Origin of the sequence: Bacillus sp. CH140a_4T (assembly GCF_008923725.1) — a bacterium.
Taxonomy (GTDB): domain Bacteria; phylum Bacillota; class Bacilli; order Bacillales; family Bacillaceae_G; genus Bacillus_A.
Map to the genome: position 1 here is coordinate 120,621 of NZ_WBPF01000019.1, position 25,760 is coordinate 146,380.

Sequence of the window (25,760 nt, forward strand, 5' to 3'; positions counted from 1 at the left end):
CTTTTCTATTACTTCTCCTCTAAAGCCGTCACGTTCACGTGAACGCTTTCTCCAGGATTAGATACATCATACACTTGAGCAACCCCACTCTGCTCGTCACAGCTCTCAATCCATACTGGGACGCCCTCATATGTAACGTCAATTCTACTTGAAGAAGATAAAATTTGTTTCACACGTTTTACATCCATACTACTATTCCTCCTTTTCCTTACTACACTCCTTTCTATCTTTTCTTTCCCCTTTAGAATATATTCCATATAGCATCATTTTAATGGATAGCCTTTTCTTCCCTTCATGCTAACATTTTCTATCCTATTATCTTTCTGACAAATAAAAAAAGACGTATATCCCACACGTCTCTTTCCATAATATTCAAATTTTAAGAAAATAATGTCTTTACAACTTCACTTACTTTATCATTATGAATTTGATAATACACTTCTAGTCCTCGTCTTTCAAAGCGCACTACTTTATTTTGTTTTAATTTCGTTAAATGTTGCGAAACCGTTGATTGTGGAATTTCTAACACTTCCTGTAATTGTGTTACATTACAAGTTCCACGTTGCATTAGTTCCATTACTAGGCGTAAACGTAACGGATGCGCTAGCGCTCTTAACATTTGTACATCTTCTTCTGAAATACGACATTCGAATTGATTTTGGCTCATAAAGTTCCCCTCATTTTCGTTTTTATTTTCTTTTTATTTATTTATATATCTGTTCTTATATTTCCTGTTACGACATAACTTTATCAACCTATAAAGCTGAAAATTTTTTCCACCTTTATCAGGAAAGAATTCAGGAAAAATTCCTTGCTGATTTTGAATATTATACTATATGATATAATGAAAAAGCAAAAGTAAGAGCTAGGAATACTTTGCTTACAAACGTTGTTTTATCAGGCTTTTTGTTATATTTTCACTGCATTGCAACGTACAGTAATGATATTGTAAAATACCGTCTATAATTGATAACCTATCGTAACGTATTTGGGTCATATTTAACCTCTTTGTTATGCAAAAAGGAATTTTCAGTAAAAAAGATAATGTAATATTAAAAATTGAATTATTGTTGTTTTAATTCGTATTGTACTTGCTCAGACTGTTATTCAAAACTTCCTATTAAATGCATTTACTTTCTCTTTCTTACTAGATCAACTCAGACCAGCATGTGACACCTATCAAATTTCAACATCCTATATACTTAATGCAAAGACGTCATCTAACATATAAGATTAATGATATGCGAACAAACAAAATAATATAGAAATAACTTCAAAAAGCGCATTCAAATGTATTCGAGTGCGCTTTTTGTCTACTTTATGAACAAAGCATTCCTTTTAACACTATTATGGAATAATTATACTTTTTTACGTTGACAATAGTGTTGAAGGAGAATATACTAAGCATGTAAGTTGATTGTGAATTGTTTCACAAATAATGTGAATTTCTTCACATAAAATAGATAGGAGTTGTCATTATTATGAGTACTTGGACACAAATTTATGACCCATTAAACAATATTTGGTTATCTGCACTAATCGCAGCAATTCCAATTTTCTGCTTCATCATTTGTTTAATGGGACTAAAAATGAAAAGTTATATCGCTGGTCTTTACAGTGTGATCGTCGCTATTATTCTTGCTATATTCGTTTATAAAATGCCAGCAACAGTAGCTGTAGCATCTGCCGGATTCGGTGTTTTATCTGGATTTTATCCAATTTGTACTATCGTTATCGCAGCAATTTTCCTTTATAAATTAACTGTTAAAACAGAGCAATTCAATGTCATTCGTGATAGTATTTCAAGCATTACAAATGACCAACGTTTACAAGTATTATTAATCGCTTATTCTTTTGGTGCTTTCTTAGAAGGCGCGGCTGGGCTAGGGGTTCCAGTTGCTATTACAGCTGCATTACTTGTAGGTATGGGCTTTAATCCATTAAAAGCAGCAGGTATTTGTTTAGTAGCAAACATCGCTGGTGGTGCTATGGGTGCTATGGGTATCCCAGTTACAGTACCAGCACAATTAACTGAACTAGACGCATTAACTATCGGTCGTCAAACTGTTCTTATTTTACCATTCATTAGTATTGTTTTACCTTTCTTACTTGTATCAATGGTTGATGGAATTAAAGGTATCAAAGAAACTTGGCAAGGTATTCTTGTAAGTGGTGTTTCTTTCGCGGTTACTCAGTTCCTTGTAACTTACTTCTTAGGTGCAGAACTTACTAATATTTTCGCAGCCGTTGTAAGTATGATCTCTCTTGCATTATTCTTACGTGTTTGGCAGCCAAAATCTTCTACTAAAAAAGAAAAACAAGAAGAAAAAGCATCTCATACATTCAATCAAATTTTATATGCTTGGTCTCCATTCGTATTCTTAACTGCATTCGTAACAATCTTTAATTTAAAACCAATTAAAGCTTTATTTGCTCCGGATGGCGCACTAGCAAACTTAGTATTTAACATTCAATTCCCTGGTCTTCATAATGCTGTTATGAAAACTACACCTATTACAAAAGCTGATACACCTTTCGCAGCTGTTTTCAAGTTTGATGTATTCTCTTCTACAACTACTGCAATCGTATTGGCAATTATCGTTTCACTTATCGTGTACCGCGTAAAAGGTAAAATGGTTAAAGAATTAGTAGTAGAAACAATGAAAGAACTAAAAGCTCCAGTATATACAATCTGTAGCGTTATCGCTTTAGCTTACGTAGAGAACTACTCTGGTATGTCATCTACACTTGGACTTGCATTCTCTTCTACTGGTAATGCATTCCCAGTTCTTTCTCCAATCTTAGGATGGATTGGCGTATTCATTACAGGATCAGTAGTATCAAGTGGTTCATTATTCGCACCGCTTCAAGCAGTAACTGCAGATCAATTAAACATCGTTCCTTCTACACTCGTTGCATTAAACGTAGTAGGTGGTACAATGGCAAAAATGGTTTCACCACAATCTGTAGCAGTTGCTTGTGCAGCAGTTGGACTAGTTGGTAAAGAATCTGCCCTATTTAAAACAGCAATGAAATACAGTTTAATCTTCTTAGCGATTATTAGCTTACTTCAATTAAACTCTGTATTTAATATCTTTTAAAAATAAAACACCGATCCAAATGGATCGGTGTTTTTTCACATTACATCTTCTTATTCTTTAATAAAGAAGCTCCAGCAATTTCAGGATGCGTCATTTCGAATGGATCTAAAATAATATCCAATTCTTCTTCTGTCAGTACACCATGTTCTAAACATAACTCCCTAACAGATTTTCCTGTTTCAATTGCTTCACGCGCAATACGAGATGCTGCTTCATAACCAATATGAGGGTTTACTGCTGTAATAATTCCAACACTCTTCTCCACATATTGCTTCAGCAATTCTTCATTTGCTGTAATTCCTTTAATACAATATTCACGGAATACACGGAATCCGTTATTCATAATACTAATAGATTGAATTAAATTAAATACGAGTACAGGCTCCATTACGTTTAACTCTAATTGTCCCGCTTCTGACGCTAAGCAAATTGTATGATCATTACCAATTACTTGGAAAGCAACTTGATTAATTACTTCTGCCATAACAGGGTTTACTTTCCCTGGCATAATAGATGAACCTGGTTGACGAGCTGGCAATTGAATCTCCGCCAATCCAACACGTGGACCAGATGCCATAATACGAAGGTCATTCGCAATTTTAGACATATTCATCATACATACTTTTAATGCCGCAGATACTTCTGTGTATGCATCCGTGTTTTGCGTTGCATCAACTAAATGCTCTGCACCAACAAGTGGGAATCCGCTAAATGTTCTCAAGTGTTTAACCACTTGTTCAATGTACATAGGGTTTGCATTTAATCCCGTACCAACAGCTGTCGCCCCCATGTTCACTTCATATAAATGTTGGCGAGACTGTTTAATTCTCTTTATATCACGCTCAAGCACGCGGCTATACGCTTCGAATTCTTGTCCAAGACGAATCGGAACAGCATCTTGTAAATGTGTACGCCCCATTTTAATAACGTGATCGAACTCTTTTGCTTTTACACGGAAAGCTGCATGAAGTTCTTCCATTGTAATAAGAAGTTCTTCTAACATCATAAGAGTTGCAATATGAATTCCCGTTGGAAACGCATCATTCGTTGATTGAGCCATATTCACATGCGTGTTTGGACTAATCTTTGCATACTCGCCTTTTTCATATCCCATACGTTCTAACGCTCGATTAGCGATTACTTCATTTGTATTCATATTAATAGAAGTTCCAGCACCGCCTTGGATTGGATCCACGATAAATTGATCATGAAATTTCCCGTCAACAATTTCTTGTGCTGCCTCTGCAATTTCATGTCCAATGTCTTTCGCTAAGTAACCAGTATCCATATTTGCAAGTGCCGCCGCTTTTTTCACAATTGCCATTGCCGTAATGAGTGACGGATGAATGCGATATCCTGTAATCGGGAAGTTTTCTACAGCACGTAATGTTTGTACACCATAATAAGCTACACTTGGTACTTCCTTTTCACCTAAAAAGTCTTTTTCTATACGTATATCCTTCGTTGCTATCATTTTCATCACCTATACTTTTCATTCTAAATCCTTATCTAAAAAATTCGCCCTCTAAAAATACGAGTATCATGCAGAAGAATTTTTCAGTATCCACCTTCACTATATAGCACCTTTTTTGAAAGCGCAAACATTTATCTTTCTATATATATCTTTTATAAAAAAATATAGAAAATCATTCTTCTACCCTCTTTATTTCCACTCGTTTAATTTGATGCATATCCTTTTCAAGAACTTTAAAAGAAAAGCCGGATTTTTCAATAACATCTCCTTCAGCAACGATTTGCTTTTGTACCATAATCCAGCCACCGATTGTATCTACATCATCAGCGATTAAGTGTATGCCAAATAAATCATTCACTTCACTAATAAGCACTTTTCCCTCTACGATTTTATAGCCTTCACTTATATGCTCTATAGGCGGGTGTTCATCTTCATCGTATTCATCTCGGATTTCTCCAACAATTTCTTCTAAAATATCTTCTAGTGTAACAATCCCTGCTGTACCGCCGTATTCATCATATAATACAGCTAACGGAATTCGTTTTCTTTGCATTTGTAATAGCAAATCATGGATAGGAATATTTTCTAACACCTCAATAACTGGCCTTGTATATGGTGTAATCGAGCACTCCTCCTCTCGATTACCATCCATATAACGAATAAATAAATCCTTTACATTAACCATCCCAATGATTTCATCTTTATCTTCACCAAATACGGGATACCTCGTATATTTTTCTTGTGCGATTATTTTAATGTGTGTTTCAAATGGTTCGTCCTCATATAAGCCTACAACTTCCGTACGAGGTACCATAATTTCCTTTGCGACTCTATTATCGAATTCAAAAATATTATTTACATATTTAAATTCCCTTTGATTAATCTCTCCGCTCTCATAACTCTCAGATAAGATGAATCGTAATTCTTCCTCCGAATGAGCTACTTCATGTTCAGAAGCCGGATGTAATCCGAATAACCCTGTCACAAGCCTTGCTGAACCATTTAAAGCCCAAATAAACGGATACATTACTCGGTAAAAGTAAATAATTGGCTTCGATAATAATAAGCTAACTTGCTCTGCCCTTTGTATAGCGAGCGTCTTCGGAGCAAGTTCACCAATAACAACATGTAAAAACGTAATCACTGCAAAGGCAATAATAAATGAAACTGTACTTGCAATTGCAGGAGATAAGTGTAGTTTTAAAAACAACGGCTCGAGTAAATGTTTTATTGTCGGCTCGCCTAACCACCCAAGTCCTAAAGCAGTAATTGTAATACCTAACTGACATGCTGATAAATACTCATCTAAATTTGAAGTTACTTTTTTAGCTGCCAATGCTCCTCTTCGTTTTTCAATAACGAGTTGATCAATACGACTGCTACGCACCTTAATAATTGCAAACTCAACAGCCACAAAAAATGCTGTTAACGCAATAAGGATGGCTACCATCAATAATTTTAAAATATCCACATATGTCCTTTAGCTTTCTTAGCTAAAGTTACACCTCCTTTAAAAAAGAAGTTTCACTTTAGTTTCTTCATTTATTTGAAAGCAACCCTATATAAAATTCACCAATTTCAAGCCTCATACAATTCTAAAGGCAAGCCATCAGGATCTTGGAAAAAGACAAATTTTTTATCCGTAATTTCATCCATACGTATCGCTTCAGTCTCCACACCGCATTGTTTTAAATTGTTTACAGCTTCTTCTATATTTGTAACAGCAAATGCTAAATGTCTAAGTCCAGCTGCTTCTGGAAAACTTGGGCGCTCAGGTGGACTAGGAAATGAAAATAATTCAATTTGATACTCTTCCCCTACACATAAATCTAATTTATAAGAATCTCGTTCTTTTCTATATACTTCATTTATCGCTTTAAAACCTAATATCCGAGTATAAAAATCCTTTGACAGTTCATAATTCGAACAAATAATTGCAACGTGGTGCACTCTACATATATTCATGCTCTCTCTATTCCTTTCTTTACCAAAGATGCATATTCTCCCTTGAAATGAAAAACATATATAGCAGAATATCTCTTTTAGGGGGCTTACTATGAAATTTATTACTTTTTTCGTGGGACTTATCGTTGTTTTCTTCCTTGCTTATATTGCTAGCAACAATAAGAAACATATTAAATTTAAACCAATTTTCATCATGCTTATTATACAGTTGATTTTAACCTATTTATTATTAAATACAGAAATCGGCCTCATACTTATTCGGGTCATTTCCAGTCTGTTTACAAAGCTACTCGATTATGCTGCTGATGGTATAAACTTCGTATTTGGCGGTCTTGCCAATACAGGTGAAATGTCATTTTTCCTTACTGTATTATTACCAATTGTCTTCATTTCCGTCTTAATTGGTATACTACAGCATTTCAAAATACTACCATTTTTTATTCATTGGATCGGTTACTTCCTTAGCAAAATAAATGGGCTTGGGAAATTAGAATCTTACAACGCTATCGCATCTGCTATTGTCGGCCAATCAGAAGTTTTTATTACGGTTAAAAAACAATTAGCTCAAATTCCAAAACACCGTCTTTATACACTTTGTGCTTCTGCCATGTCAACCGTATCTATGTCTATCGTAGGTGCCTACATGACAATGATTGAACCTAAATATGTAGTAACCGCACTCGTTCTCAATTTATTTAGTGGGTTTATTATCGTACTCATCATTAACCCTTACGATGTGAAAGATGACGAAGATATTTTAGAAATTAAAGGCGAAAAGCAAAGCTTTTTTGAAATGCTTGGAGAATACATTCTAGATGGCTTTCGCGTAGCCATCGTTGTCGGCGCTATGCTCATCGGATTCGTCGCATTAATTAGCTGCATTAATGACCTATTCCTCATTATATTCGGCATTACTTTCCAGCAATTGATCGGCTACGTATTTGCGCCTGTTGCATTCCTTATCGGTGTACCAAGTTCTGAAATTGTCACAGCTGGTAGCATTATGGCAACGAAGCTGGTAACGAATGAATTTGTAGCAATGATGGACCTTAGTAAAATTTCTAATAGCCTTTCTCCTCGTACAGTTGGTATTATTTCTGTCTTCCTCGTCTCTTTTGCTAACTTTTCTTCTATCGGCATTATTTCAGGTGCGGTAAAAGGATTAAACGAAGAACAAGGAAACGTCGTTGCCAGATTTGGCCTTAAATTACTATATGGAGCTACTCTCGTTAGCATTTTATCTGCAATTATCGTAAGCATTATGTTGTAATTAGGTAAAATTTTATCATTTTCTTATCCCTATCTTTTGTATACAATAACGAATAGATGTCTTTATAAATAATCAAGACATCTATTTTTTATACATGTACAATCGCTTTTATTTAGCGTACAATATTTTTTATGTGTTTGAATGCGCTTCTAGATGTATACACTTTGATAGTTTTAAAGGAGAAAAAATGATGAAATCCGATATGAACAAAGATACTCGAGCCAAAAAAGGACGCTCAAAGAAAAAACGTCTACTTTGGTTCCTTCTTATTCCATTACTGATTATAGCACTTGGAGCAGGAGGTTACTCCTTCCATATATATAGTAAAGCAAAGTCTATATTAAGTAATGCCTATTCTGAACTGGGCCGCGGGGATAAATCCAGCAAACGTGAAAAAGCCGTTAAACCTATGACTGATAACATTTCTCTACTTATTATGGGTGTTGATGAAAGTGATATTAGGGGTAAAAATTACGGAAAAGCAACTCGTACAGATGCGCTATTACTTGCAACAATTAATAAAAACGATAAATCTGTTAAGCTTGTCAGTATTCCACGTGACTCACGTGTCTACATTAAATCACGTGATAAATACGATAAAATTACACATGCGCACGTATTCGGTGGTGTGGACAGCACAATTGATACAGTAGAGAACTTTTTAGATGTTCCAGTTGATTACTATGTAAAATTCAACTTTAAATCATTTATTAAAATTGTCGATTCTCTTGGTGGTATTACTGTCGATGTTCCGGTTGAGTTTACAGAACAAAATAGTAAAGACGAAGCAGGTGCAATTCATCTGAAAAAAGGACGTCAACATTTAAATGGAGAAGAGGCATTGGCACTAGCTAGAACTCGTCATATCGACAGTGATTATATGCGCGGTCAACGACAACAGCTTGTTTTAGAAGCTATTGCTGAAAAAGCACTATCTCTGAATTCCATTAATAAAATTGGTGGCCTATTAGATGCTGTTGATAAAGACTTAAAAACAAATTTAACTTTTGATGATATGATGACCATTGCCAAAAATTCAATGGATTCCAATTTAAAAATGGACAAAATGCAAGTAGAAGGTACTGATAAATATATAGGTGGTATTTATTATTACGTTCCAAATGAAACAAGCGTCAATAATATTTCGACAACACTACAAGAACATCTCGGTGTTACGAATAAAAATGAACATAAAAAATTATAATAAAAAGGCTGCTAGATCTTTCTAGACAGCCTTTTTATTATAATTTTCAACATATTTCTCGTACATATTGTGACAAAAAGAGACAATTATTACAGCAATGTAACATTTTTTATAAAAACATTACACACATAATGGAAATAATAGTATACTAGTACGTACATAATGTTATTTTCATCATTTTTATACAAAAAATGTAATACATATATTTATACAAAAATTTCTGGGGGGAAATAAATGAAGCTAAGTAAAATACTGATCGGTTCTGCAATTGCTGGGGGCATATTACTTTGTGTAGGCGGTGTTGGTGGATATCAATATGTATCCAAACTAAATAATCAATTAGATACTATTGCATTACCAAATACTACATTTGAAGGTATTTCTCTCGATGGAAAAAATAAGAAAGATATTCAAGCAATTATTAATCAAAAGGTAACTGAATTAGACCAAAAATCTCTTACCTACATATTCCAAAATGATAAACAAACGTACACATGGAAAGACGTAGGGATAAATTATAAGGAAAAAGATATTATCGACAAAATCTTTAAAGAACAAGAAGGAAATGCAATGAATCGTTACCAAATGCGGAAGCAGGCTGAAAACGGTGAATTAAAACGTGATTATAAATTAACGCCTCAATTAAATACAACTGCTTATGAAAGCTTTATGAAGGATAAATATAATGACACATTAAAAAATCCTGTTAATGCAGAATTAAATATTGAAGGCTCTACAGTAAATATTAGCCAAAGTCAAAATGGTGAAAAAATTGACAAAGGAAAGTTAACTGATTTAACGAAACAGGCCATTACTTCTGGTACATCTGACGTTACGTTACCAGTTACACTATTAAAACCTGAACGTTCTACAGAAGATATACAGAAAATGGGCATTAAAGAAGTAATTGCTGAATATTCGACTCCAATGGCTGGTCGTAATGGGAACCAATCCTTTAACGTAAATAAGTCAGCTAATACTTTAAGTGGAGTTATTGTCGCACCTGATGAAACATTTAGTTTTAATGGCCGTGTTGGCGTAACTGATGCTGCCCATGGTTATAAATCCGCAGCAGTCTTTTCACAAGGTAAAGTTATACAAAGTGCAGGCGGAGGCGTTTGCCAAGTTAGTAGTACTTTATATAGCGCCGCTTTAAGAGCAGATTTAGGCATTGTTTCTCGAAGCAATCATTCGATGCCCGTAAATTATTTACCACTTGGGCAAGATGCAGCAGTGGCAGATTATGGTCCAGATTTAAAATTTAAAAACAATACAGGCAATCATATTTATATTCAAGCATTTTCAAATGGAGGCAGTATTACTACACGCATTTTCGGTACAAATACTGGTAAAAATGTTGAAGTTTCTTCTCAAGTAATTAGTAGAGCTAATGACAAAATAACAGCAGTTACGTATAAAAAAGTCACACAAAACGGTGAAGTAATATCTAATGGCCAAATTTCAAAAAGCGTATATAAAAGCGCTCCAAAACAATGAGGTGCTAATAAACGGGCAAATTTCAAAAAAGAAAAAGGCGTGATTTACTCACGCCTTTTTCTTTTGCAATAATAGTAAAAAAGCTTCAAGATGGTCTTTCGTTTCTTCTAAGGACCACATACGATTTCCTAGCTTCGCAGCTAATACACACGCCTCTTCCCAAGCATCCTTTTTCTTCATATATAATAATTCATCGCGTAATTTCAAAACAATTTCTTCGTCTTCTTGCTCTATAAACTCTTCCATCACGCCTACTATTTCATCCTCATGAACACTTAACGTACAGTACGATTTAAGAAAGTATTGTAATGTCGTATACATATGTACTCCCCCCTCTTATTTGTCAGATGGATAAGAAGTAATGATCTTATATCCTAGATCTCCTGACTTATCTCTCGCTAAAACAGTAACAGTTTTGACTAACTTGTCTTTTACATTCATATATTTCTTTATTACCGTTTTTCCAACCGGGAATGAATGAGTTGTATTTAATACGAGACGAGCCTCTTTAGAATTCTTTAACCAATCTTGAATTTCCTTATCATGCTGCTTCAAACTATCTTTTACAGCTTTCGTCGCTGTTTCCTTATCATAGTATGTACTTGCCGCTGATACTTTATCTGTCTTCAAGCGATTCTTTAAATCCTCTTCTGTTTTGCCTACATGTCTTTCAATCGTATGACCATTTTTAGGTGGCCCTTCCATTTCATCTAAAATATTATCACTAATTTTTTCTACTGATGTCGATTGATTCCCTGTTTGTTTCTCTGTTTTTTGTTCTTTTCCTGCACATCCACTTAAGATCAGCATTAATGCCAATAAACTACTCAAGAAAAGACTACTTATTCGTTTCATCATATCACCTCTTCCATGATTATTATCATAACTTAACTAAAAGTCAATTTCACAACAAAAAAACATACATATTTTTTAAATCCCTCATTAAATTTGCACTATTACCACCATAGTTTCATCAAACTACTATTTTGGACCCTTTTTAAAATATACCCCCATGATTTTCAAATTATTTCCCGAATTAAATCACCATTATAAATACCGAATAAACCCTTTAATTTCAGAATTCATTCGGTATTTTTTAAAACATAAAAATATACCCCTTATTTTATATACCCAATACCTATATAAGGTATAATAATGGTGTTTCATCAACATTTTTCTACATTATGTAAATTTGCACTTGCCTACACAATAGAAATATGGTGTAATGCAAAAAAAGATAAAGGATTTTAAACAATGGCTGAAACAATTCAAAACTTCTTAACAGACTATTATTCAATCGCAATTCCACTTAGTATCTTAATTAACATCATCATCAGTCTTTTAGGTTTTATCCCTAGTATTTTTTTGACCGCTATTAACATACAGGTCTTTGGTGTAACGAACGGAACCATTATTTCGATCACAGGTGAGGCATTAGGGGCTATTATCTCGTTTTATATTTATCGTATAGGCCTTCAGAAATTCACACACAACAAAGTAAATAAGTATCCAAAGGTAGAACGCCTACTTTATGTAGAAGGTAGAGAGGCCTTTCTACTCGTTCTATCGTTTCGATTCATACCTTTCATTCCATCAAGTATCGTGACTTTATTTGCCGCTTTAGGCAAAATGTCATTACTCTCTTTCAGTATTGCCAGCACAATAGGAAAAATACCGTCCTTATTGATTGAAGTATATTCTGCCTACCACGTCATAAATGGAACAAATGAAGCAAAGTGGATTATAACAATCGCGGGTTGTGTCGGATTGTATTATTTGTGGAAAAAATGGAGAAAAAAATAAAGAAGGAGCCTATGCTCCTTCTTTATTTTTGAGGTATTTTATTAATAACTCCCCTTTAAAACCTTAGTTTACACCAACAGCACTATATGATTGCTTCACTGCTGCTACTTCTGCAGAATTTGCTCCATATAAATCAGCTGCAGCTTGTACTAAACCAGCACGAGCTTGACTAAACGTAGTAGATTGAGTGAAATATTGCGTGTTTGCACGGTAATAAATCGCTCCTACCTTATCTTTACCAACACCACTTACAGTAACACCGTAATGTGTACCACCATTCGCTAACAAATAAGCTGCTTTGTTAATAATACCGCTATTCGTATGAACGCCGCCGTTATCACCAGAACCAGTGTAGCGCTTAGAATAATGGTCTGGATCACCATACTTCGTTGGATCACTCATAGAACGAAGCGCATCTCCTGCTTTACCAGGCGTGTAAATATCTTCACCAATCTCCCAATCTGGGTTACGATTATCATAATACTCTACTAATGTACCAAAAACATCTGAAATAGCTTCATTTAATGCTCCTGATTCATTTTGATAGATTAAATCTGAGCTATACTCCGTAACAGCATGCGTTAATTCGTGACCAATTACATCAATACCGCCAGATAATGAAGTAAACGTTACACCATCACCATCTCCGTAAACCATTTGCGAGCCATTCCAGAACGCATTATTATACTTACTTCCGTAATGAACTGTTGATTTTAATGGTGCTCCTGCATCATTAATAGAGTTTCTGTTAAATGTAGCTTTATAATAATCATATGTTCTACCAGCATAGTAATGAGCATCTACTGCCGCTGCATCATACGCTGCATTGAAAACATTATCTGCATCTGCCCATAATGTTCCTGGTAATGTTGAACGGTTTTTCGCATCATATGTGAAAATCGTTGCTCCGCGCGTATTATCTTGTAAGTAGTAAGATGATCCAGATAACGTTGTATTCAAGGACTTTGTATCTCCCAATACACCTTTACCAGTTCCTACTTTATTTGTTCCTGTTACAGGCTTTACAACCGGTTTCGCTTCTTGTTTAGGAGCTTCTTGCTTAACTGGTGACTTATCTTCATTTGTTACATGATCAAGTTTATTATATTTATTTAATACTTTACCGCTATCTGCTTCAATGAAATAGTAATAGTTTCCTGGGCTTGGCTCTAAGAAGTTTAAATTTACAACATATGCATATGTTGTTTCTTCACCATTTTGATATACATATAAGTCCGCTTTTGGTTCTACCTCATATTTCGGTGTTCCCCCTAAATCTTGCTGCGCGATTTCAATCGCTTTTGCGCCTTCAATCTTATTTTTATTTTTCAGCTTGTCCTTTTTGTCTAAATCAGGCGCAACTGTTCCAGACAATACTTTTAAAGAACCATCTTTACTTACGTGGGCTACTTGAGTAGACCCCCATACAGGTACTCCTTCATATACTTGTTGCAAACGTAATACCGTTGAATCCGTTACAGCATCTTTCTTCACTTGTTTCACTTTGAAAGAATCTTGCGCACTCTTTTCCCCTAACTTGTAATCACCTTTTGCTGCGTTTAAGTAATCAAACACAACAGATTCTGCTTTCTTACCAGTTGCTCCAGTTAAATCACCAGAAATAAACTCCGGTGACTGCACCGTCTCATTGTACTTCTTCGTAGAGAGCACATTTTTAGAATCTGCAAACGCAGAGCCCGTCCCTCCAAATGTTGTAACTGCCATTCCTGTCGCTAACACTAACGCTAAACTTTTCTTTTTCATGAACCTTCCCCCTAATAAAATTTTTTTTGAAAAAGAGTAGTTTTATCGTAGCACTATGTTTCCACTATTAATATACTAAAAATTCAAATAATTTTTTTCTCAAGTTTTGTAGGATTTTGGAGAACAAATATTGAAAAAACCCCTTTCCGATTGGAAAGGGGTTTCTCAACATTTTCTTAACCATAAATATCTGGATTAGAATAATTTATAAAGCTTTTTTCTGAAAAATTAAATCCATAAATATCCGGATTAGAATATTGTATATTTCCCTCTTTTACAGACTTCAATCCATAAATATCTGGATTAGAGTAATTTACTGATCCTTCTTTCAAGGATTTTACTCCATATATGTCTGGATTAGAATAATTAACTCCTAAAGAAAGAATTGCTACTATCCCCAACCCTACTACACCATATATACGCTTTTTCAATTCAATTACTCCCTTTCTTCCAAAACTTTAATAACTTCTTTATAATATTTATTGCTTTCCTCGTACTTAAATTCATTTTCTAAATACATTGCTAATTCCAAATAGGCATTTTTCAATTCTTTCATACTACCCACACTCTTAAAAAATGGAATAGCCTCATTCTCTAAAAATCTCTTAAACTCTTGGGATTCTCCAAAATATTTATACTTAAATATACAGAAAGAATAAATCATTTTATTATATTTTTCATCACTGCGTGAGCATTCAATTCCTTTTTCTATCCATTTCTGCGCTTCTTCATAACATTTAAGATGAATACATTGTTTGGCCAAACCATAAATTGTTTCAATATAATTCATGTTGACAGTCTGCTGCAATTGAAAACTTTGAAGAAAATAGTTTTTAGATTTATCATGTTCATTCTTATAATGATATAATTCTCCCATATTATTTAAAGTCATAGCTTTAATCATGTCTTTTTCCGCAAAAGAATCCACTTCTCTTAATATACTTTCATAAATCTTTAGAGCTTCTTCATACTGTGCTTTTTCCACATAACTTAAAGCAATAATCGTTTGACAATTTATTACATAACGGAATTTGTATTCGTTACGGAACCCTTCCATGGCAATATGAGCAAAGTGCATGGCTAAATGTGGTATATTTAGGTGACTATACGCAAGACTCAAGTTATAATATATACCAGTTTCATAATATCCTTGCTCTTTAGCCATTTCCTCCGTTTCAATTAAATACTCCAAACTTTCCTTATGCTTATATTGCAGACTAAGTAGCAATGCCTTACTGTACGTATACAACATCTTCTGAAAAGGTGAGTATTTCTTGTAAACTTTTTTTAATCTTTCCAACTCTTCTTCAACAGCAGGAAAATCTCGTTTCATAATTAAATACCGCGTATAAAGTAACTTATAATAATTTATAATTTCAAAATCCAAAACATGCTTCATTTCACCTTGTAATTCTTCATATATGCGTTCTACTTGTTGCTTGTCCAAATGAACGAGTGCATTCAACCATTCATCCAGCTTCCCCTTCACATCTTCTTCTACATCTCTCAAATCCGTCACGGCAATTTCTAACCTTGTGCAGAGCAATTGTAGAATTTCTTCTGATGCTTCGATCTTTCCATTTTCGATTTTACTTAAGTATGAGACAGAACAAATGCCCTGACATAATTCTTCTTGTGTCATTTTTTGCTGTAGCCGTTTATAAAAGACTTGTTTGCCTATTTTTTCTAATGTTTGTTGCATTGTCCTCCTCCATTCTCATTACCCCCATTACTCTAATAATACATAAAATCTTGAGAAATATAAATTGATAAATGTTAATTTTCTAAAAAATATGCATTATTTCATTTTTTTCCCTCTTGACTCTACCTTCATATCCTTTCTTTGCTACGAGCGGTGAAAAATTGGTATACTATAACCAAATTATGGAGGTGTTTTCGCGATGACTTATTATAAAGACGATAGCTATGCCTTACATACAGATTTATATCAAATTAATATGGCTTATACATATTGGAAAGATAACATTCATAATCGCCGCTCGGTGTTTGATTTATACTTTCGAAAACTTCCATTCGAGAACGGTTATGCTGTTTTTGCTGGCCTTGAAAAGATTGTAGAGTACATAGAAAACTTCAGCTTTATGGAAAGCGATATCGCTTATTTAGCAGAATTACAATTTGAAGAAGAATTCCTTCAGTATTTACAAAATATGAAATTCACTGGGACCATTCGAAGTATGCAAGAAGGTGAAGTTGTATTTAATAACGAGCCTTTATTACGTGTTGATGCACCGCTCGGTGAAGCACAAATTATTGAAACTGCCCTGCTAAACATCGTGAATTACCAAACATTAATTGCAACAAAAGCTGCTCGTATGAAGCATGCTGCAAATAATGATGAACTTTTAGAATTCGGCACAAGACGTGCTCACGAGTTTGACGCAGCTCTTTGGGGCACACGCGCTGCCTTTATTGGTGGTTTCTCCTCTACGAGTAACGTACGTGCTGGAAAACGCTTCGGAATACCTGTAGCCGGCACGCACGCCCACTCTTTCGTTCAAGCATATCGCGATGAATATGTCGCGTTTAAGAAATACGCTGAAACTCATAAAAAATGCGTCTTTCTCGTTGATACATATGACACATTAAAATCCGGTGTTCCAAATGCAATTCGCGTCGCAAAAGAGTTTGGAGATCGTATCGATTTTTACGGCATTCGCCTCGATAGTGGTGATATGGCTTATTTATCTAAAAAAGCAAGAAAACTACTAGATGAAGCTGGGTTTACACATACAAAAATTATTGCTTCTAGCGATTTAGATGAGTACACAATTATGCACTTGAAATCTCAAGGAGCAAAAATTGATGTATGGGGCGTTGGAACAAAATTGATTACGTCCTTTGAGCAGCCAGCGTTAGGGGCTGTGTATAAACTAGTTGCGATTGAAGATACTGATGGAAAATTAAATGATACAATTAAAATTTCATCTAACCCTGAAAAAATTACGACTCCAGGACTGAAACGAATTTATCGCATTATCAATCGAGTTAATAATCATGCAGAAGGTGATTATATTGCATTAAATTCTGAAGAACCAGGAAAAGAAGAACGCTTAAAAATGTTTCATCCTGTTCACACGTATATAAGTAAATTTGTAACAAACTTTGAAGCCCGCGAACTGCATAAAGACATTTTCGTTAACGGTGAAAGAACATATGAACTACCAGACATATTAGATATTCAAAAATACAATGAACAAAGTCTCGCCCTATTTTGGGAAGAGTATATGCGAACTTTAAATCCCGAAGAGTATCCTGTCGATTTAAGTCAAGAATGTTGGGATCATAAAATGAATTACATTCAAACTGTTCGAGAACAAGTTGAAAAAAATATACAAAAATAAAGTGAAACTTTAATCAGTGGGGGTTTTCTTCATTCCCCACTGATTATTAGTTGAACCAATCGGAATTTTAGGGGCAGTTGATCCCCCACCTAAATTCTTTGCTTTCGCTAAATTTTGAGGTGGGGGTCTTACTGCCCATTAAAGCGGGATAAAACAGAGAAGCTTTTCCTTCTCTGTTTTATCCCGCTTTATGTATCTTTGTGGAAAATATATTAAAATAGTAAGACAAATATTTTTTATTTGCAAATTTTAATATTAGGTTGTTTATTCACAAAATAATATTTGTTATTATTTTGTGAATAAATAACCTAAAAAAGAGGACGCAGGCTGCGTCCTCTTTTTTACAAGTCTTTCACTCGTAGTACACGCATTGCATTTAACACTGCAAGTAGTGTCACACCCACATCTGAGAAGACAGCTTCCCACATTGTTGCAATACCGAAAGCACCAAGTAATAAAACTAATCCTTTTACCCCTAATGCAAAGATGATATTCTGCCATACAATGCGTCGTGTGCGTTTTGCAATATTTAAGGCTGTTGCAATTTTTGAAGGCTCATCAGTCATAATAACGATGTCTGCCGCCTCAATCGCTGCATCTGATCCTAAACCACCCATCGCAATACCAACGTCTGCTCTTGCTAATACCGGTGTGTCATTAATACCATCACCAACGAAAGCAACTTTTTCTTTTCCGTTCTTCGCCGCATCAATTTTTTCAATCTCTTCTACTTTTTGTTGCGGTAATAGTTCTGCGTGAACTTCATCTAAACCTAATTCTTTACCAACAGCTTCACCAACTGATTTTGCATCACCAGTTAACATGACTGTCTTCTTAATACCTAGTTCTTTTAATTTTTGAATTGCTTGTTTTGAATCTTCTTTTACCTCATCAGAGATAACGATATAACCTGCATATTCCCCATCTACAGCAACGTGAACTAATGTACCTACCGTTTCTGGTTGCTTAAATCTAATGTTTTCTTTTCTCATTAATTTAGCATTACCTGCAAAAATTTCTTTTCCTTGTACTTTTACGACTGTACCGTGACCAGAAATTTCGTTATAATCATCGATTATTTTTTCATCAATTGATTTTCCATATGCCTTTCGAATAGATTGTGCAATTGGATGATTAGAATACACTTCAGCAAATGCTGCATACTCTAATAATTCTTCATTTGTAATACCTTCGCTTGGTTCCATTTTTGTAACTTTGAAGACACCTTTTGTTAATGTTCCTGTTTTATCAAAAACAATATATTTCACATCATTTAAAGCTTCTAAATAGTTACTTCCTTTTATTAACACACCACTTTTAGATGCACCACCAATTCCTCCAAAGAATCCAAGAGGAATAGATACAACTAACGCACATGGACAAGAGATTACTAAGAACACTAAAGCTCTATAAATCCATTCCGAGAATGTAGCTCCTTCTAAAATAAGTGGTGGAATAAACGCCATGATCGCTGCTGTAATAACTACAACTGGAGTGTAGTAACGCGCGAACTTCGTAATAAAGTTTTCTGTTGGCGCTTTTTTACTGCTTGCATTTTGAACTAAATCTAAAATTTTTGATACAGTTGATTCACCAAATTCTTTTGTAACTTCAATTGTTAATACACCATTTTGGTTTACAAAACCACTTAATACATCATTTCCAACTTCGACTTCACGTGGTACAGATTCACCAGTCAATGCTGAAGTATCTACCATTGATGTTCCTTCAACTACTTTTCCGTCTAATGGTACTTTCTCACCAGGCTTCACGATAATATAATCGCCGATTTGTACATCTTCTGGTGATACTTGTTTCGTTTCATTTCCAACCTTCACATTCGCATAATCAGGACGGATATCCATTAATGAAGTAATTGATTTTCGGGAGCGATTGACCGCAATACTTTGGAATAGTTCCCCTACTTGATAGAATAGCATTACCGCAACAGCTTCTGAATATTGTTGAATCGCAAAAGCTCCTAATGTTGCAATTGCCATTAAGAAGTTCTCATCGAACACTTGGCCGCGAGTTATGTTTCTTACCGCTCTCCAAACGATATCTCCACCTATTAATAAATACGCAAGGACGAATAACGGAATTGTTATCATTTGTGGTAAGCCAGCTAATGCAGCAATTGCTGTCAAAATTCCGCCGACCACTAATCGTCCTACCATCTTTTTCACATTCGCTTCACCATGGTCGTGACTATGTCCGTGGTCATGACGACCTTTTTCTTCACGAACAACTTTCACATCTGGTTCTAACTTTTGAACAACATTCGTTATATTTGCTACAGTCGCTTCTAATTCTCTTTTATTCGCTACTTCTACTCGTAATTTCTTTGATACGAAATCAACAGTTGCTGCTGAAACAGTCGGCATTTCCTTAACTTTATTTTCAATCTTCATCGCACAGTTCGCGCAATCTAAACCTTCTAATATAAATACTTCTTTTGCAACTTTATTTTTTTGTTCTTCTTGCACTTTAATATGCGGTTCTAATTTTGTAACAAGTTGTTTTGCTTCTGTAACAACTTCGACTTCTTTATTTTGAGCTGTTTCTAAAATCATTGTTTTTGTCGCGAAATTTACAGAGCAAGAATTTACTCCTTCTATATTTCCAACACCTTTTTCGATTTTCATTGCACAGTTCGCACAATCTAAACCTTCTAACATCAGTTTCTTTTTCACTAATGCTTCAGCCATCGTTCTCCCTCCTCGCGTTCTTTTTTACTCTTCCTCGTTTACGTGTTCAAACGCTTGCTCGAAGATATGAATTACATGCTGGTCAGCTAACGAATAATAAACGACCTTTCCTTCTTTACGATTCTTTACAAGTTTCGCTTGCTTTAACACACGGAGCTGATGTGAAATAGATGATTGTGTCATCCCTAATAAATACGCTAAATCACAAACACACATTTCAGCTTCAAATAACGCATGTAATATTCTCGTACGTGTACGATCACCTAATACTTTAAATAATTCTGCTACTTTACTTAAACTTTCATCATTTGGAATTGTTTGTTTTACTTGATCAACAACTTCTTCATGAATTATCGTTTGAGAACATGTCTCTTGTGGTGTTTCTACTTTATTTTCAGCCATTATAGCTCACCTCTTCATTTGAACATATGAACAATTATTCATATGTCTTATACTTTTATTATATGAGCGTTCATTCATATGTGTCAATGAAATCTCATACATTTTTCCGAACATTTTGTTCACACTTTAATAAGGCGTACAAATATTTTCCGCATCCATTACATTCTCATACAAAAAAAGGATGTACATTTTGCACAAAAGAAAAAAGCCTTGTGCGCTCCCTAGACGCACAAGGCTTACTATACTTATATCCCTTTTAATTAGCTTGATCTAAATTATCCTGCGAACTTCCATCGTCTTTTAAATGACTATGTTTTTTCGAATAAACAAAGTATACAACTACTCCCATTGCTAACCAAACACCGAAGTATATCCATGTTTTTAATGGTAAATTTACCATTAAGAATAGACAACATGCAACTGAAATAATCGGTAAGATTGGTACAAGTGGTACCATAAATCCACGTTGTAATTTCGGATGCGTTTTACGAAGAATGATAACAGTTACACCCACCATGGCAAATGTTAATAACGCTCCAATATTCGCTAAATTCGACAATTCTTTTAAATCGATAAATCCAGCAATTAAAGCACTACCAATTCCTGTTAACCAAACTGAAAATGTTGGTGCTTCTGTCTTTTTATTAATTTTTGCAAATGATTTTGGTAATAAACCGTCACGGCTCATCGCGAAGAATACACGTGTTGTTGCATAAATGTAAGCAAAAATTACAGCCATAATACCAATTACAGCTCCAATTGCGATTATACCTGCTACTTTGTCTTGTCCTACAACTTCTAACACATATGCCATAGCTTCTGGTACATCTAATTCTTTATAAGAAACCATACCTGTCATAACGAGACAAACTACAACATAAATGATTGTACAAATGACTAATGAAGCAATAATACCAATCGGCAGATCACGTTGCGGATTTTTTACTTCTTCAGCAGAAGTTGCTAATGCATCAAATCCTAAGAACGCGAAGAATACTGCTGCTCCTCCGGCGAAAACTCCACTTATGCCGTATGGTGCAAATGGTATCCAGTTTTCTGGTTTCACGTAGAATACACCAACTGCAATGAATAAAACAACAATACCAATTTTAATTAATACCATTATGTTATTCACACGCTTACTTTCTTTTGTACCTCGTGATAATAACCAAGTTATCACCAACGTAACGATAATTGCGGGTAAGTTCACCATACCACCTTGCGATGGAATCGTTAATAAGGCTTTAGGAATTTCAAGTCCTAATCCACTCACTAAGTTATTAAAATAACCCGTCCATCCACCAGCTACTGCGGCAGTTGTTACGACATATACGGATAGTAATGTCCATCCCATTAGGTGGGCAATAAACTCACCAATTGTCGCATATGAATATGTGTACACACTACCTGAAACCGGAAGTGTAGATGCAACTTCTGCATAACATAATGCTGCAAATCCACAAACAATCGCTGCAATCATGAATGAAAAAATAACTGCTGGACCAGCATCTCTTGCTGCTACTAATCCTGTTAATACTAGAACTCCTGTACCGATTATCGCACCAATCCCTAGCATTGTTAGGTCGAATGCCCCTAGCGTTTTCGTTAAAGTTTTACTTTTACTTTCCCCTAACAGTTGCGTAACGGATTTCTTTTTAAATAGGTTGGCCACGATGTATGCCCCCTTTTGCCAAGAAGAGCTAAGAGGTATTATCTCTTAGCTCTTATCATGTTGTTTTATATATTGTTCGATTTTGTTTTGTATAATGCTTCTATTAGCAAGATACTGTTTCTGCTTCTAATAATTCTTTAGCACCTTTGTACTCTACACCGTGAGCTTCTGCAACTGCTTCGAATGTTACATAGCCATCCAATGTGTTAATACCTTTTAATAATGCAGTGTTGCCTAGGCAAGCTTCTTTGTAGCCTTTGTTCGCAATTTGTACTGCATATGGTACTGTTACGTTTGTTAATGCAAGAGTTGATGTACGTGGAACCGCACCTGGCATGTTAGCAACTGCATAATGAACAACGCCGTGTTTTTCGTAAGTTGGGTTATCATGAGTTGTAATACGGTCAGTTGTTTCGAAAATACCACCTTGGTCAATCGCGATATCTACAACAACAGAACCTGGTTCCATTGATTGAATCATTTCTTCTGTTACAAGTTTTGGTGCTTTTGCACCTGGGATTAATACTGCACCGATTACAAGATCAGACTCTTTTACAGCTTCTGCAATATTGTAAGGATTAGACATTAAAGTTTTTACTTGGTTTCCGAAAATGTCATCTAATTGACGAAGACGTTCTGCACTTAAGTCGATGATTGTTACATCCGCACCTAGTCCAACTGCAATTTTAGCAGCATTTGTACCAGCTTGTCCACCACCGATGATTGTTACTTTACCACGTTTAACCCCTGGAACACCTGCAAGTAAGATACCTTTACCGCCTTTGTTTTTCTCAAGGAATTGTGCACCAATTTGTGCAGCCATACGACCAGCTACTTCACTCATAGGTGCAAGTAATGGTAGAGAACGGTTTTCTAATTGCACTGTTTCGTATGCAATCGCAACAACTTTCTTCTCGATTAACGCTTTTGTTAATTCTGGCTCTGGAGCTAAGTGTAAGTATGTGAATAAGATTAAACCTTCGCTGAAGTGTTTGTATTCGCTTTCAATTGGTTCCTTAACTTTCATAACCATTTCCATGTTCCAAGCTTCTTCAGCTGTGTCAACAATTTTTGCTCCCGCTTCAACATACTGAGCATCTGTGAAACCAGATCCTAAACCTGCACCCTTTTGAATGAATACTTCGTGATTGTTACGAATTAAATGTACAACACCTGCTGGTGTCATTGCTACACGGTTTTCGTTGTTTTTAATTTCTGCTGGTACCCCAATATGCATAATGAAATGCCCCCTTATAATTAACAGAAAAAAGAAAGTCTTTTTTCTTTTTGTAATAATTAATAACTTATGTCCTTATTCTAGCATAACTTAAAAGTTATGAAAACGCTAACATATCATTTTTTAAAAGTTTATATATTTAGAATAGTGTAAATATATGGAACATTGATTCTATTAATCTCTTCGTTACATTTGATTATCTATCACTCTATTTTTATTATACTCCTGAAAAATAAGCCTCAATCATTTATTATTCGACAATAATGTAACAATGTAAAAAACACCATTGATGCCGTATACATATACAGTTATTAATTTGCACAATGCTTTAGGAATATATTCTTTTCGTAAAAAAACAGCTGCGGGCATTTAGCCAGCAGCTGGGTAACTGATAAATAACTTAGAAAATAAATCATCTGTTGTTTCCGTAATTTTATCAAACAGATCACTTTCTTCCGCTTCTTGCTCTTTTAACATCTTAATTGTTTCACGTGCATCTTCAGGGTAATCGGTAATGATACCATCTACGTTTAACTTATAATATCCCTTTAAACTTTCCATATCATTTACTGTCCATACGTAAATTGGTTTGTTTAATTTCCTTGCTTCTTTTACTAATTTTTTATTTAACATATATTCTTCTGCTACATAAAAATCAGCTTGTACATATTTTAAATTCGCCCTACTTGCATACAATATATATCCTACTTTTATATTTGGATTTGCACGCTTAAACTCTTTTATAAGTGGATAGTGTAACGTTTGAATGACACATTGCTTCTCAAATTCATTATCTTTAATCGTTTTTAATACTTTGTTTACGAAATCTTTTTCGCCACCATGAAGTTTCACTTCAATGTTGAGTTTAATTTTGTCCTTTGACAGCTTAATGATTTCATCAAGCGTACTTATTTGTCCTGAAAGTCCGTCTTGACTAAGAGTAAGCTGCCTTAACTCATCCATCGTTAAATCTGACACATGCACATTGGCATTAGCAAGACGTTTTAACTTCAAATCATGTATAACTGCTAGTTCACCGTCTTTTGTTTGTAGTACATCAATTTCAGCGTAGTCTGCTTTTGCATCAATAGCACCTTGCACAGCTTCTTTTGTATTCTCTACACCTTTTGAAATATAACCACGATGCGCCATAATAATCGGTTCTTTATATGTGTTTGTAATAAAGGTCACAATGAAGGCAACAACCATGCCCGCAGTAATAATCCCTACAATATATACACCAATAAATTTCCAGCGGTGTTTTTGGAAGAAGCATTTATCTGCCCTCGTTTTTGAATAATCTAATCCTTCTTCTAATAAAACATCTTCGACCGGAACCTTTTGTAAATACAATCTTGTTAACGCCATAATGTAAAACGGCGTCATAATAAAGCTAAATAAATACAATGTACTCGTTAAGAAGACTGAAATGGTTGACTCTGCTAGTAGTGCAAATGTCCCTTCTGGGTTAGTAAATTCATATACTCCCCACAGACAAAGTAAATAAATTCCTACACATAAAAGAAAAACGATTCCTACAGATATGAAAAAACCTACTAAAAAGAACAATACTTTAAAGAAGCTTTCTTTTACTAAGTCCGCACTTTTTCGTGCTGCCATGCGGAACGGCTTTTCCTCTAAAACAATAATAGGTAAAACAAAAATCCAACGAAGATTCAAATAGGCAACTACAGCAAAGAAAGTATAATATCCAACTTGCCCCATTGTTGTCTTAAATAGTTCACCTGTAATAAAATTAGGAATTTGAATTTCAGGAATCAATGCAGATTTATACCCCATACTTAATAGTGGCAATAGGACAACTGCATACAAAACAAATCCGGGTAAGCAATATGTAAACAGGGAAGGTAAATACGTTACTGTTTTATACAAAATTGGACGTAATCTCACCTTTTGTCTTTTATGAGCGAAGTACGAAATGATAATAAGTACTGCAAACTCTGTAAAGATAAGAAACAATGCCAATATAGATAAAACTACAATCGCCAAAATCCCGTATGGTGTTTTCAAAAATGCTAATAACTCATCATTTGTTGCATTTGCATACCCACCAAAGTACAACAACTTATTGAAAATAATACCGAAAAGTGGGATAAACACAATCGCTGCTAATAATTTATAAGCAAGTTGAAAGGTTAATACATTCCAAAAAGCAAATCTAACTGTTTGAAAGGAATGTCTCATTACTCCTGGTATAGATAGTCTTTTACGGTGTTGCATATATTCCTCCACATTCTAAAACGATATTTGAGATGGATTCCATATTTCCATTTCCAA

General features: G+C 34.8%; 21 protein-coding genes. 6 read left to right on the forward strand and 15 right to left on the reverse strand.

Annotation, left to right across the window (positions count from 1 at the left end; genetic code table 11):
- Positions 1–8: 8 nt before the first annotated feature.
- Complete coding sequence (locus F8162_RS20805) at positions 9–188, reverse strand: acid-soluble spore protein H (RefSeq protein WP_000382683.1); 180 nt, start codon at positions 186–188, stop codon at positions 9–11.
- 191 nt (positions 189–379) lie between these two features.
- The gene (locus F8162_RS20810) at positions 380–667 is read right to left on the reverse strand and encodes an ArsR/SmtB family transcription factor (protein WP_000081429.1); all 288 of its coding nucleotides are present in this window, start codon (positions 665–667) and stop codon (positions 380–382) included.
- An 814-nt stretch (positions 668–1,481) separates the two neighbouring features.
- Here F8162_RS20810 and F8162_RS20820 point away from each other — a divergent pair.
- On the forward strand, positions 1,482–3,101 hold the full coding sequence (locus F8162_RS20820; protein WP_151635647.1) for an L-lactate permease: 1,620 nt from the start codon (positions 1,482–1,484) through the stop codon (positions 3,099–3,101).
- Positions 3,102–3,141: 40 nt separating this feature from the next.
- Here the strand turns inward: F8162_RS20820 and aspA are convergent, their stop codons facing one another.
- The 3 genes from aspA to F8162_RS20835 form a co-directional block, all read right to left on the reverse strand.
- Positions 3,142–4,575, reverse strand: coding sequence for an aspartate ammonia-lyase (gene aspA / locus F8162_RS20825; protein WP_151635645.1), 1,434 nt, complete (start codon positions 4,573–4,575; stop codon positions 3,142–3,144).
- A 172-nt stretch (positions 4,576–4,747) separates the two neighbouring features.
- The gene (locus tag F8162_RS20830) at positions 4,748–6,046 is read right to left on the reverse strand and encodes a hemolysin family protein (RefSeq protein ID WP_151635643.1); all 1,299 of its coding nucleotides are present in this window, start codon (positions 6,044–6,046) and stop codon (positions 4,748–4,750) included.
- Positions 6,047–6,153: 107 nt separating this feature from the next.
- On the reverse strand, positions 6,154–6,540 hold the full coding sequence (locus F8162_RS20835; protein WP_151635641.1) for a VOC family protein: 387 nt from the start codon (positions 6,538–6,540) through the stop codon (positions 6,154–6,156).
- 91 nt (positions 6,541–6,631) lie between these two features.
- On the opposite strand from F8162_RS20835, the gene F8162_RS20840 reads away from it, so the two are divergent.
- From F8162_RS20840 to F8162_RS20850, 3 genes are all read left to right on the forward strand, one after another.
- Complete coding sequence (locus F8162_RS20840; RefSeq protein WP_151635639.1) at positions 6,632–7,810, forward strand: NupC/NupG family nucleoside CNT transporter; 1,179 nt, start codon at positions 6,632–6,634, stop codon at positions 7,808–7,810.
- A gap of 187 nt (positions 7,811–7,997) precedes the next feature.
- Positions 7,998–9,014, forward strand: a complete 1,017-nt coding sequence (locus F8162_RS20845; RefSeq protein WP_318826083.1) for an LCP family protein — start codon at positions 7,998–8,000, stop codon at positions 9,012–9,014.
- 234 nt (positions 9,015–9,248) lie between these two features.
- On the forward strand, positions 9,249–10,511 hold the full coding sequence (locus F8162_RS20850; RefSeq protein ID WP_151635635.1) for a VanW family protein: 1,263 nt from the start codon (positions 9,249–9,251) through the stop codon (positions 10,509–10,511).
- Between the two features lie 48 nt (positions 10,512–10,559).
- Here F8162_RS20850 and F8162_RS20855 read toward each other — a convergent pair whose 3' ends face one another.
- The gene (locus F8162_RS20855) at positions 10,560–10,832 is read right to left on the reverse strand and encodes a hypothetical protein (protein WP_151635633.1); all 273 of its coding nucleotides are present in this window, start codon (positions 10,830–10,832) and stop codon (positions 10,560–10,562) included.
- 15 nt (positions 10,833–10,847) lie between these two features.
- Complete coding sequence (locus F8162_RS20860; protein ID WP_151635631.1) at positions 10,848–11,366, reverse strand: RNase A-like domain-containing lipoprotein; 519 nt, start codon at positions 11,364–11,366, stop codon at positions 10,848–10,850.
- Between the two features lie 399 nt (positions 11,367–11,765).
- On the opposite strand from F8162_RS20860, the gene F8162_RS20865 reads away from it, so the two are divergent.
- Positions 11,766–12,314, forward strand: a complete 549-nt coding sequence (locus F8162_RS20865; protein WP_151635629.1) for a TVP38/TMEM64 family protein — start codon at positions 11,766–11,768, stop codon at positions 12,312–12,314.
- Between the two features lie 63 nt (positions 12,315–12,377).
- On the opposite strand, the gene F8162_RS20870 is transcribed toward F8162_RS20865, so the two are convergent.
- From F8162_RS20870 to F8162_RS20880, 3 genes are all read right to left on the reverse strand, one after another.
- Positions 12,378–14,078 carry a M4 family metallopeptidase gene (locus tag F8162_RS20870; RefSeq protein WP_151635627.1) on the reverse strand — a complete coding sequence of 567 codons (1,701 nt, stop codon included), beginning with the start codon at positions 14,076–14,078 and terminating at the stop codon, positions 12,378–12,380.
- A gap of 176 nt (positions 14,079–14,254) precedes the next feature.
- On the reverse strand, positions 14,255–14,509 hold the full coding sequence (locus F8162_RS20875; RefSeq protein WP_120342204.1) for a Phr family secreted Rap phosphatase inhibitor: 255 nt from the start codon (positions 14,507–14,509) through the stop codon (positions 14,255–14,257).
- Between the two features lie 5 nt (positions 14,510–14,514).
- Positions 14,515–15,780 carry a helix-turn-helix domain-containing protein gene (locus F8162_RS20880; RefSeq protein ID WP_151635625.1) on the reverse strand — a complete coding sequence of 422 codons (1,266 nt, stop codon included), beginning with the start codon at positions 15,778–15,780 and terminating at the stop codon, positions 14,515–14,517.
- 199 nt (positions 15,781–15,979) lie between these two features.
- On the opposite strand from F8162_RS20880, the gene F8162_RS20885 reads away from it, so the two are divergent.
- Positions 15,980–17,443 (forward strand): nicotinate phosphoribosyltransferase, encoded by a 1,464-nt coding sequence (locus F8162_RS20885; RefSeq protein WP_151635623.1) that lies wholly within the window; start codon positions 15,980–15,982, stop codon positions 17,441–17,443.
- A gap of 341 nt (positions 17,444–17,784) precedes the next feature.
- Here F8162_RS20885 and F8162_RS20890 read toward each other — a convergent pair whose 3' ends face one another.
- The 5 genes from F8162_RS20890 to F8162_RS20910 all read right to left on the reverse strand — a co-directional run bounded on the left by F8162_RS20890 (position 17,785) and on the right by F8162_RS20910 (position 25,703).
- Entirely contained in the window at positions 17,785–20,151 is a 2,367-nt protein-coding gene (locus F8162_RS20890; RefSeq protein ID WP_151635621.1) for a heavy metal translocating P-type ATPase, read from the reverse strand.
- A 24-nt stretch (positions 20,152–20,175) separates the two neighbouring features.
- Positions 20,176–20,553: an ArsR/SmtB family transcription factor gene (locus F8162_RS20895; protein WP_151635619.1), complete on the reverse strand. Its 378-nt coding sequence runs from the start codon at positions 20,551–20,553 to the stop codon at positions 20,176–20,178.
- Positions 20,554–20,809: 256 nt separating this feature from the next.
- Entirely contained in the window at positions 20,810–22,225 is a 1,416-nt protein-coding gene (locus tag F8162_RS20900) for an amino acid permease (RefSeq protein ID WP_151635617.1), read from the reverse strand.
- Positions 22,226–22,328: 103 nt separating this feature from the next.
- Positions 22,329–23,462 (reverse strand): alanine dehydrogenase, encoded by a 1,134-nt coding sequence (ald, locus tag F8162_RS20905; protein WP_151635615.1) that lies wholly within the window; start codon positions 23,460–23,462, stop codon positions 22,329–22,331.
- 369 nt (positions 23,463–23,831) lie between these two features.
- Positions 23,832–25,703 carry a glycerophosphodiester phosphodiesterase gene (locus F8162_RS20910; protein ID WP_151635613.1) on the reverse strand — a complete coding sequence of 624 codons (1,872 nt, stop codon included), beginning with the start codon at positions 25,701–25,703 and terminating at the stop codon, positions 23,832–23,834.
- Positions 25,704–25,760 lie beyond the last annotated feature (57 nt).

What these genes read in the sequence shown, in the direction of transcription:
- F8162_RS20890 (WP_151635621.1), bottom strand. Translation starts at nt 20,151, where the DNA reads ATGGCTGAAGCATTAGTGAAAAAGAAACTGATGTTAGAAGGTTTAGAT.
- F8162_RS20910 (WP_151635613.1), bottom strand. Translation starts at nt 25,703, where the DNA reads ATGCAACACCGTAAAAGACTATCTATACCAGGAGTAATGAGACATTCC.
- F8162_RS20810 (WP_000081429.1), bottom strand. Translation starts at nt 667, where the DNA reads ATGAGCCAAAATCAATTCGAATGTCGTATTTCAGAAGAAGATGTACAA.
- F8162_RS20835 (WP_151635641.1), bottom strand. Translation starts at nt 6,540, where the DNA reads ATGAATATATGTAGAGTGCACCACGTTGCAATTATTTGTTCGAATTAT.
- F8162_RS20805 (WP_000382683.1), bottom strand. Translation starts at nt 188, where the DNA reads ATGGATGTAAAACGTGTGAAACAAATTTTATCTTCTTCAAGTAGAATT.
- F8162_RS20885 (WP_151635623.1), top strand. Translation starts at nt 15,980, where the DNA reads ATGACTTATTATAAAGACGATAGCTATGCCTTACATACAGATTTATAT.
- F8162_RS20880 (WP_151635625.1), bottom strand. Translation starts at nt 15,780, where the DNA reads ATGCAACAAACATTAGAAAAAATAGGCAAACAAGTCTTTTATAAACGG.
- F8162_RS20855 (WP_151635633.1), bottom strand. Translation starts at nt 10,832, where the DNA reads ATGTATACGACATTACAATACTTTCTTAAATCGTACTGTACGTTAAGT.
- F8162_RS20845 (WP_318826083.1), top strand. Translation starts at nt 7,998, where the DNA reads ATGATGAAATCCGATATGAACAAAGATACTCGAGCCAAAAAAGGACGC.
- ald (WP_151635615.1), bottom strand. Translation starts at nt 23,462, where the DNA reads ATGCATATTGGGGTACCAGCAGAAATTAAAAACAACGAAAACCGTGTA.
- F8162_RS20850 (WP_151635635.1), top strand. Translation starts at nt 9,249, where the DNA reads ATGAAGCTAAGTAAAATACTGATCGGTTCTGCAATTGCTGGGGGCATA.
- F8162_RS20870 (WP_151635627.1), bottom strand. Translation starts at nt 14,078, where the DNA reads ATGAAAAAGAAAAGTTTAGCGTTAGTGTTAGCGACAGGAATGGCAGTT.
- F8162_RS20895 (WP_151635619.1), bottom strand. Translation starts at nt 20,553, where the DNA reads ATGGCTGAAAATAAAGTAGAAACACCACAAGAGACATGTTCTCAAACG.
- F8162_RS20865 (WP_151635629.1), top strand. Translation starts at nt 11,766, where the DNA reads ATGGCTGAAACAATTCAAAACTTCTTAACAGACTATTATTCAATCGCA.
- F8162_RS20840 (WP_151635639.1), top strand. Translation starts at nt 6,632, where the DNA reads ATGAAATTTATTACTTTTTTCGTGGGACTTATCGTTGTTTTCTTCCTT.
- F8162_RS20860 (WP_151635631.1), bottom strand. Translation starts at nt 11,366, where the DNA reads ATGAAACGAATAAGTAGTCTTTTCTTGAGTAGTTTATTGGCATTAATG.
- aspA (WP_151635645.1), bottom strand. Translation starts at nt 4,575, where the DNA reads ATGATAGCAACGAAGGATATACGTATAGAAAAAGACTTTTTAGGTGAA.
- F8162_RS20820 (WP_151635647.1), top strand. Translation starts at nt 1,482, where the DNA reads ATGAGTACTTGGACACAAATTTATGACCCATTAAACAATATTTGGTTA.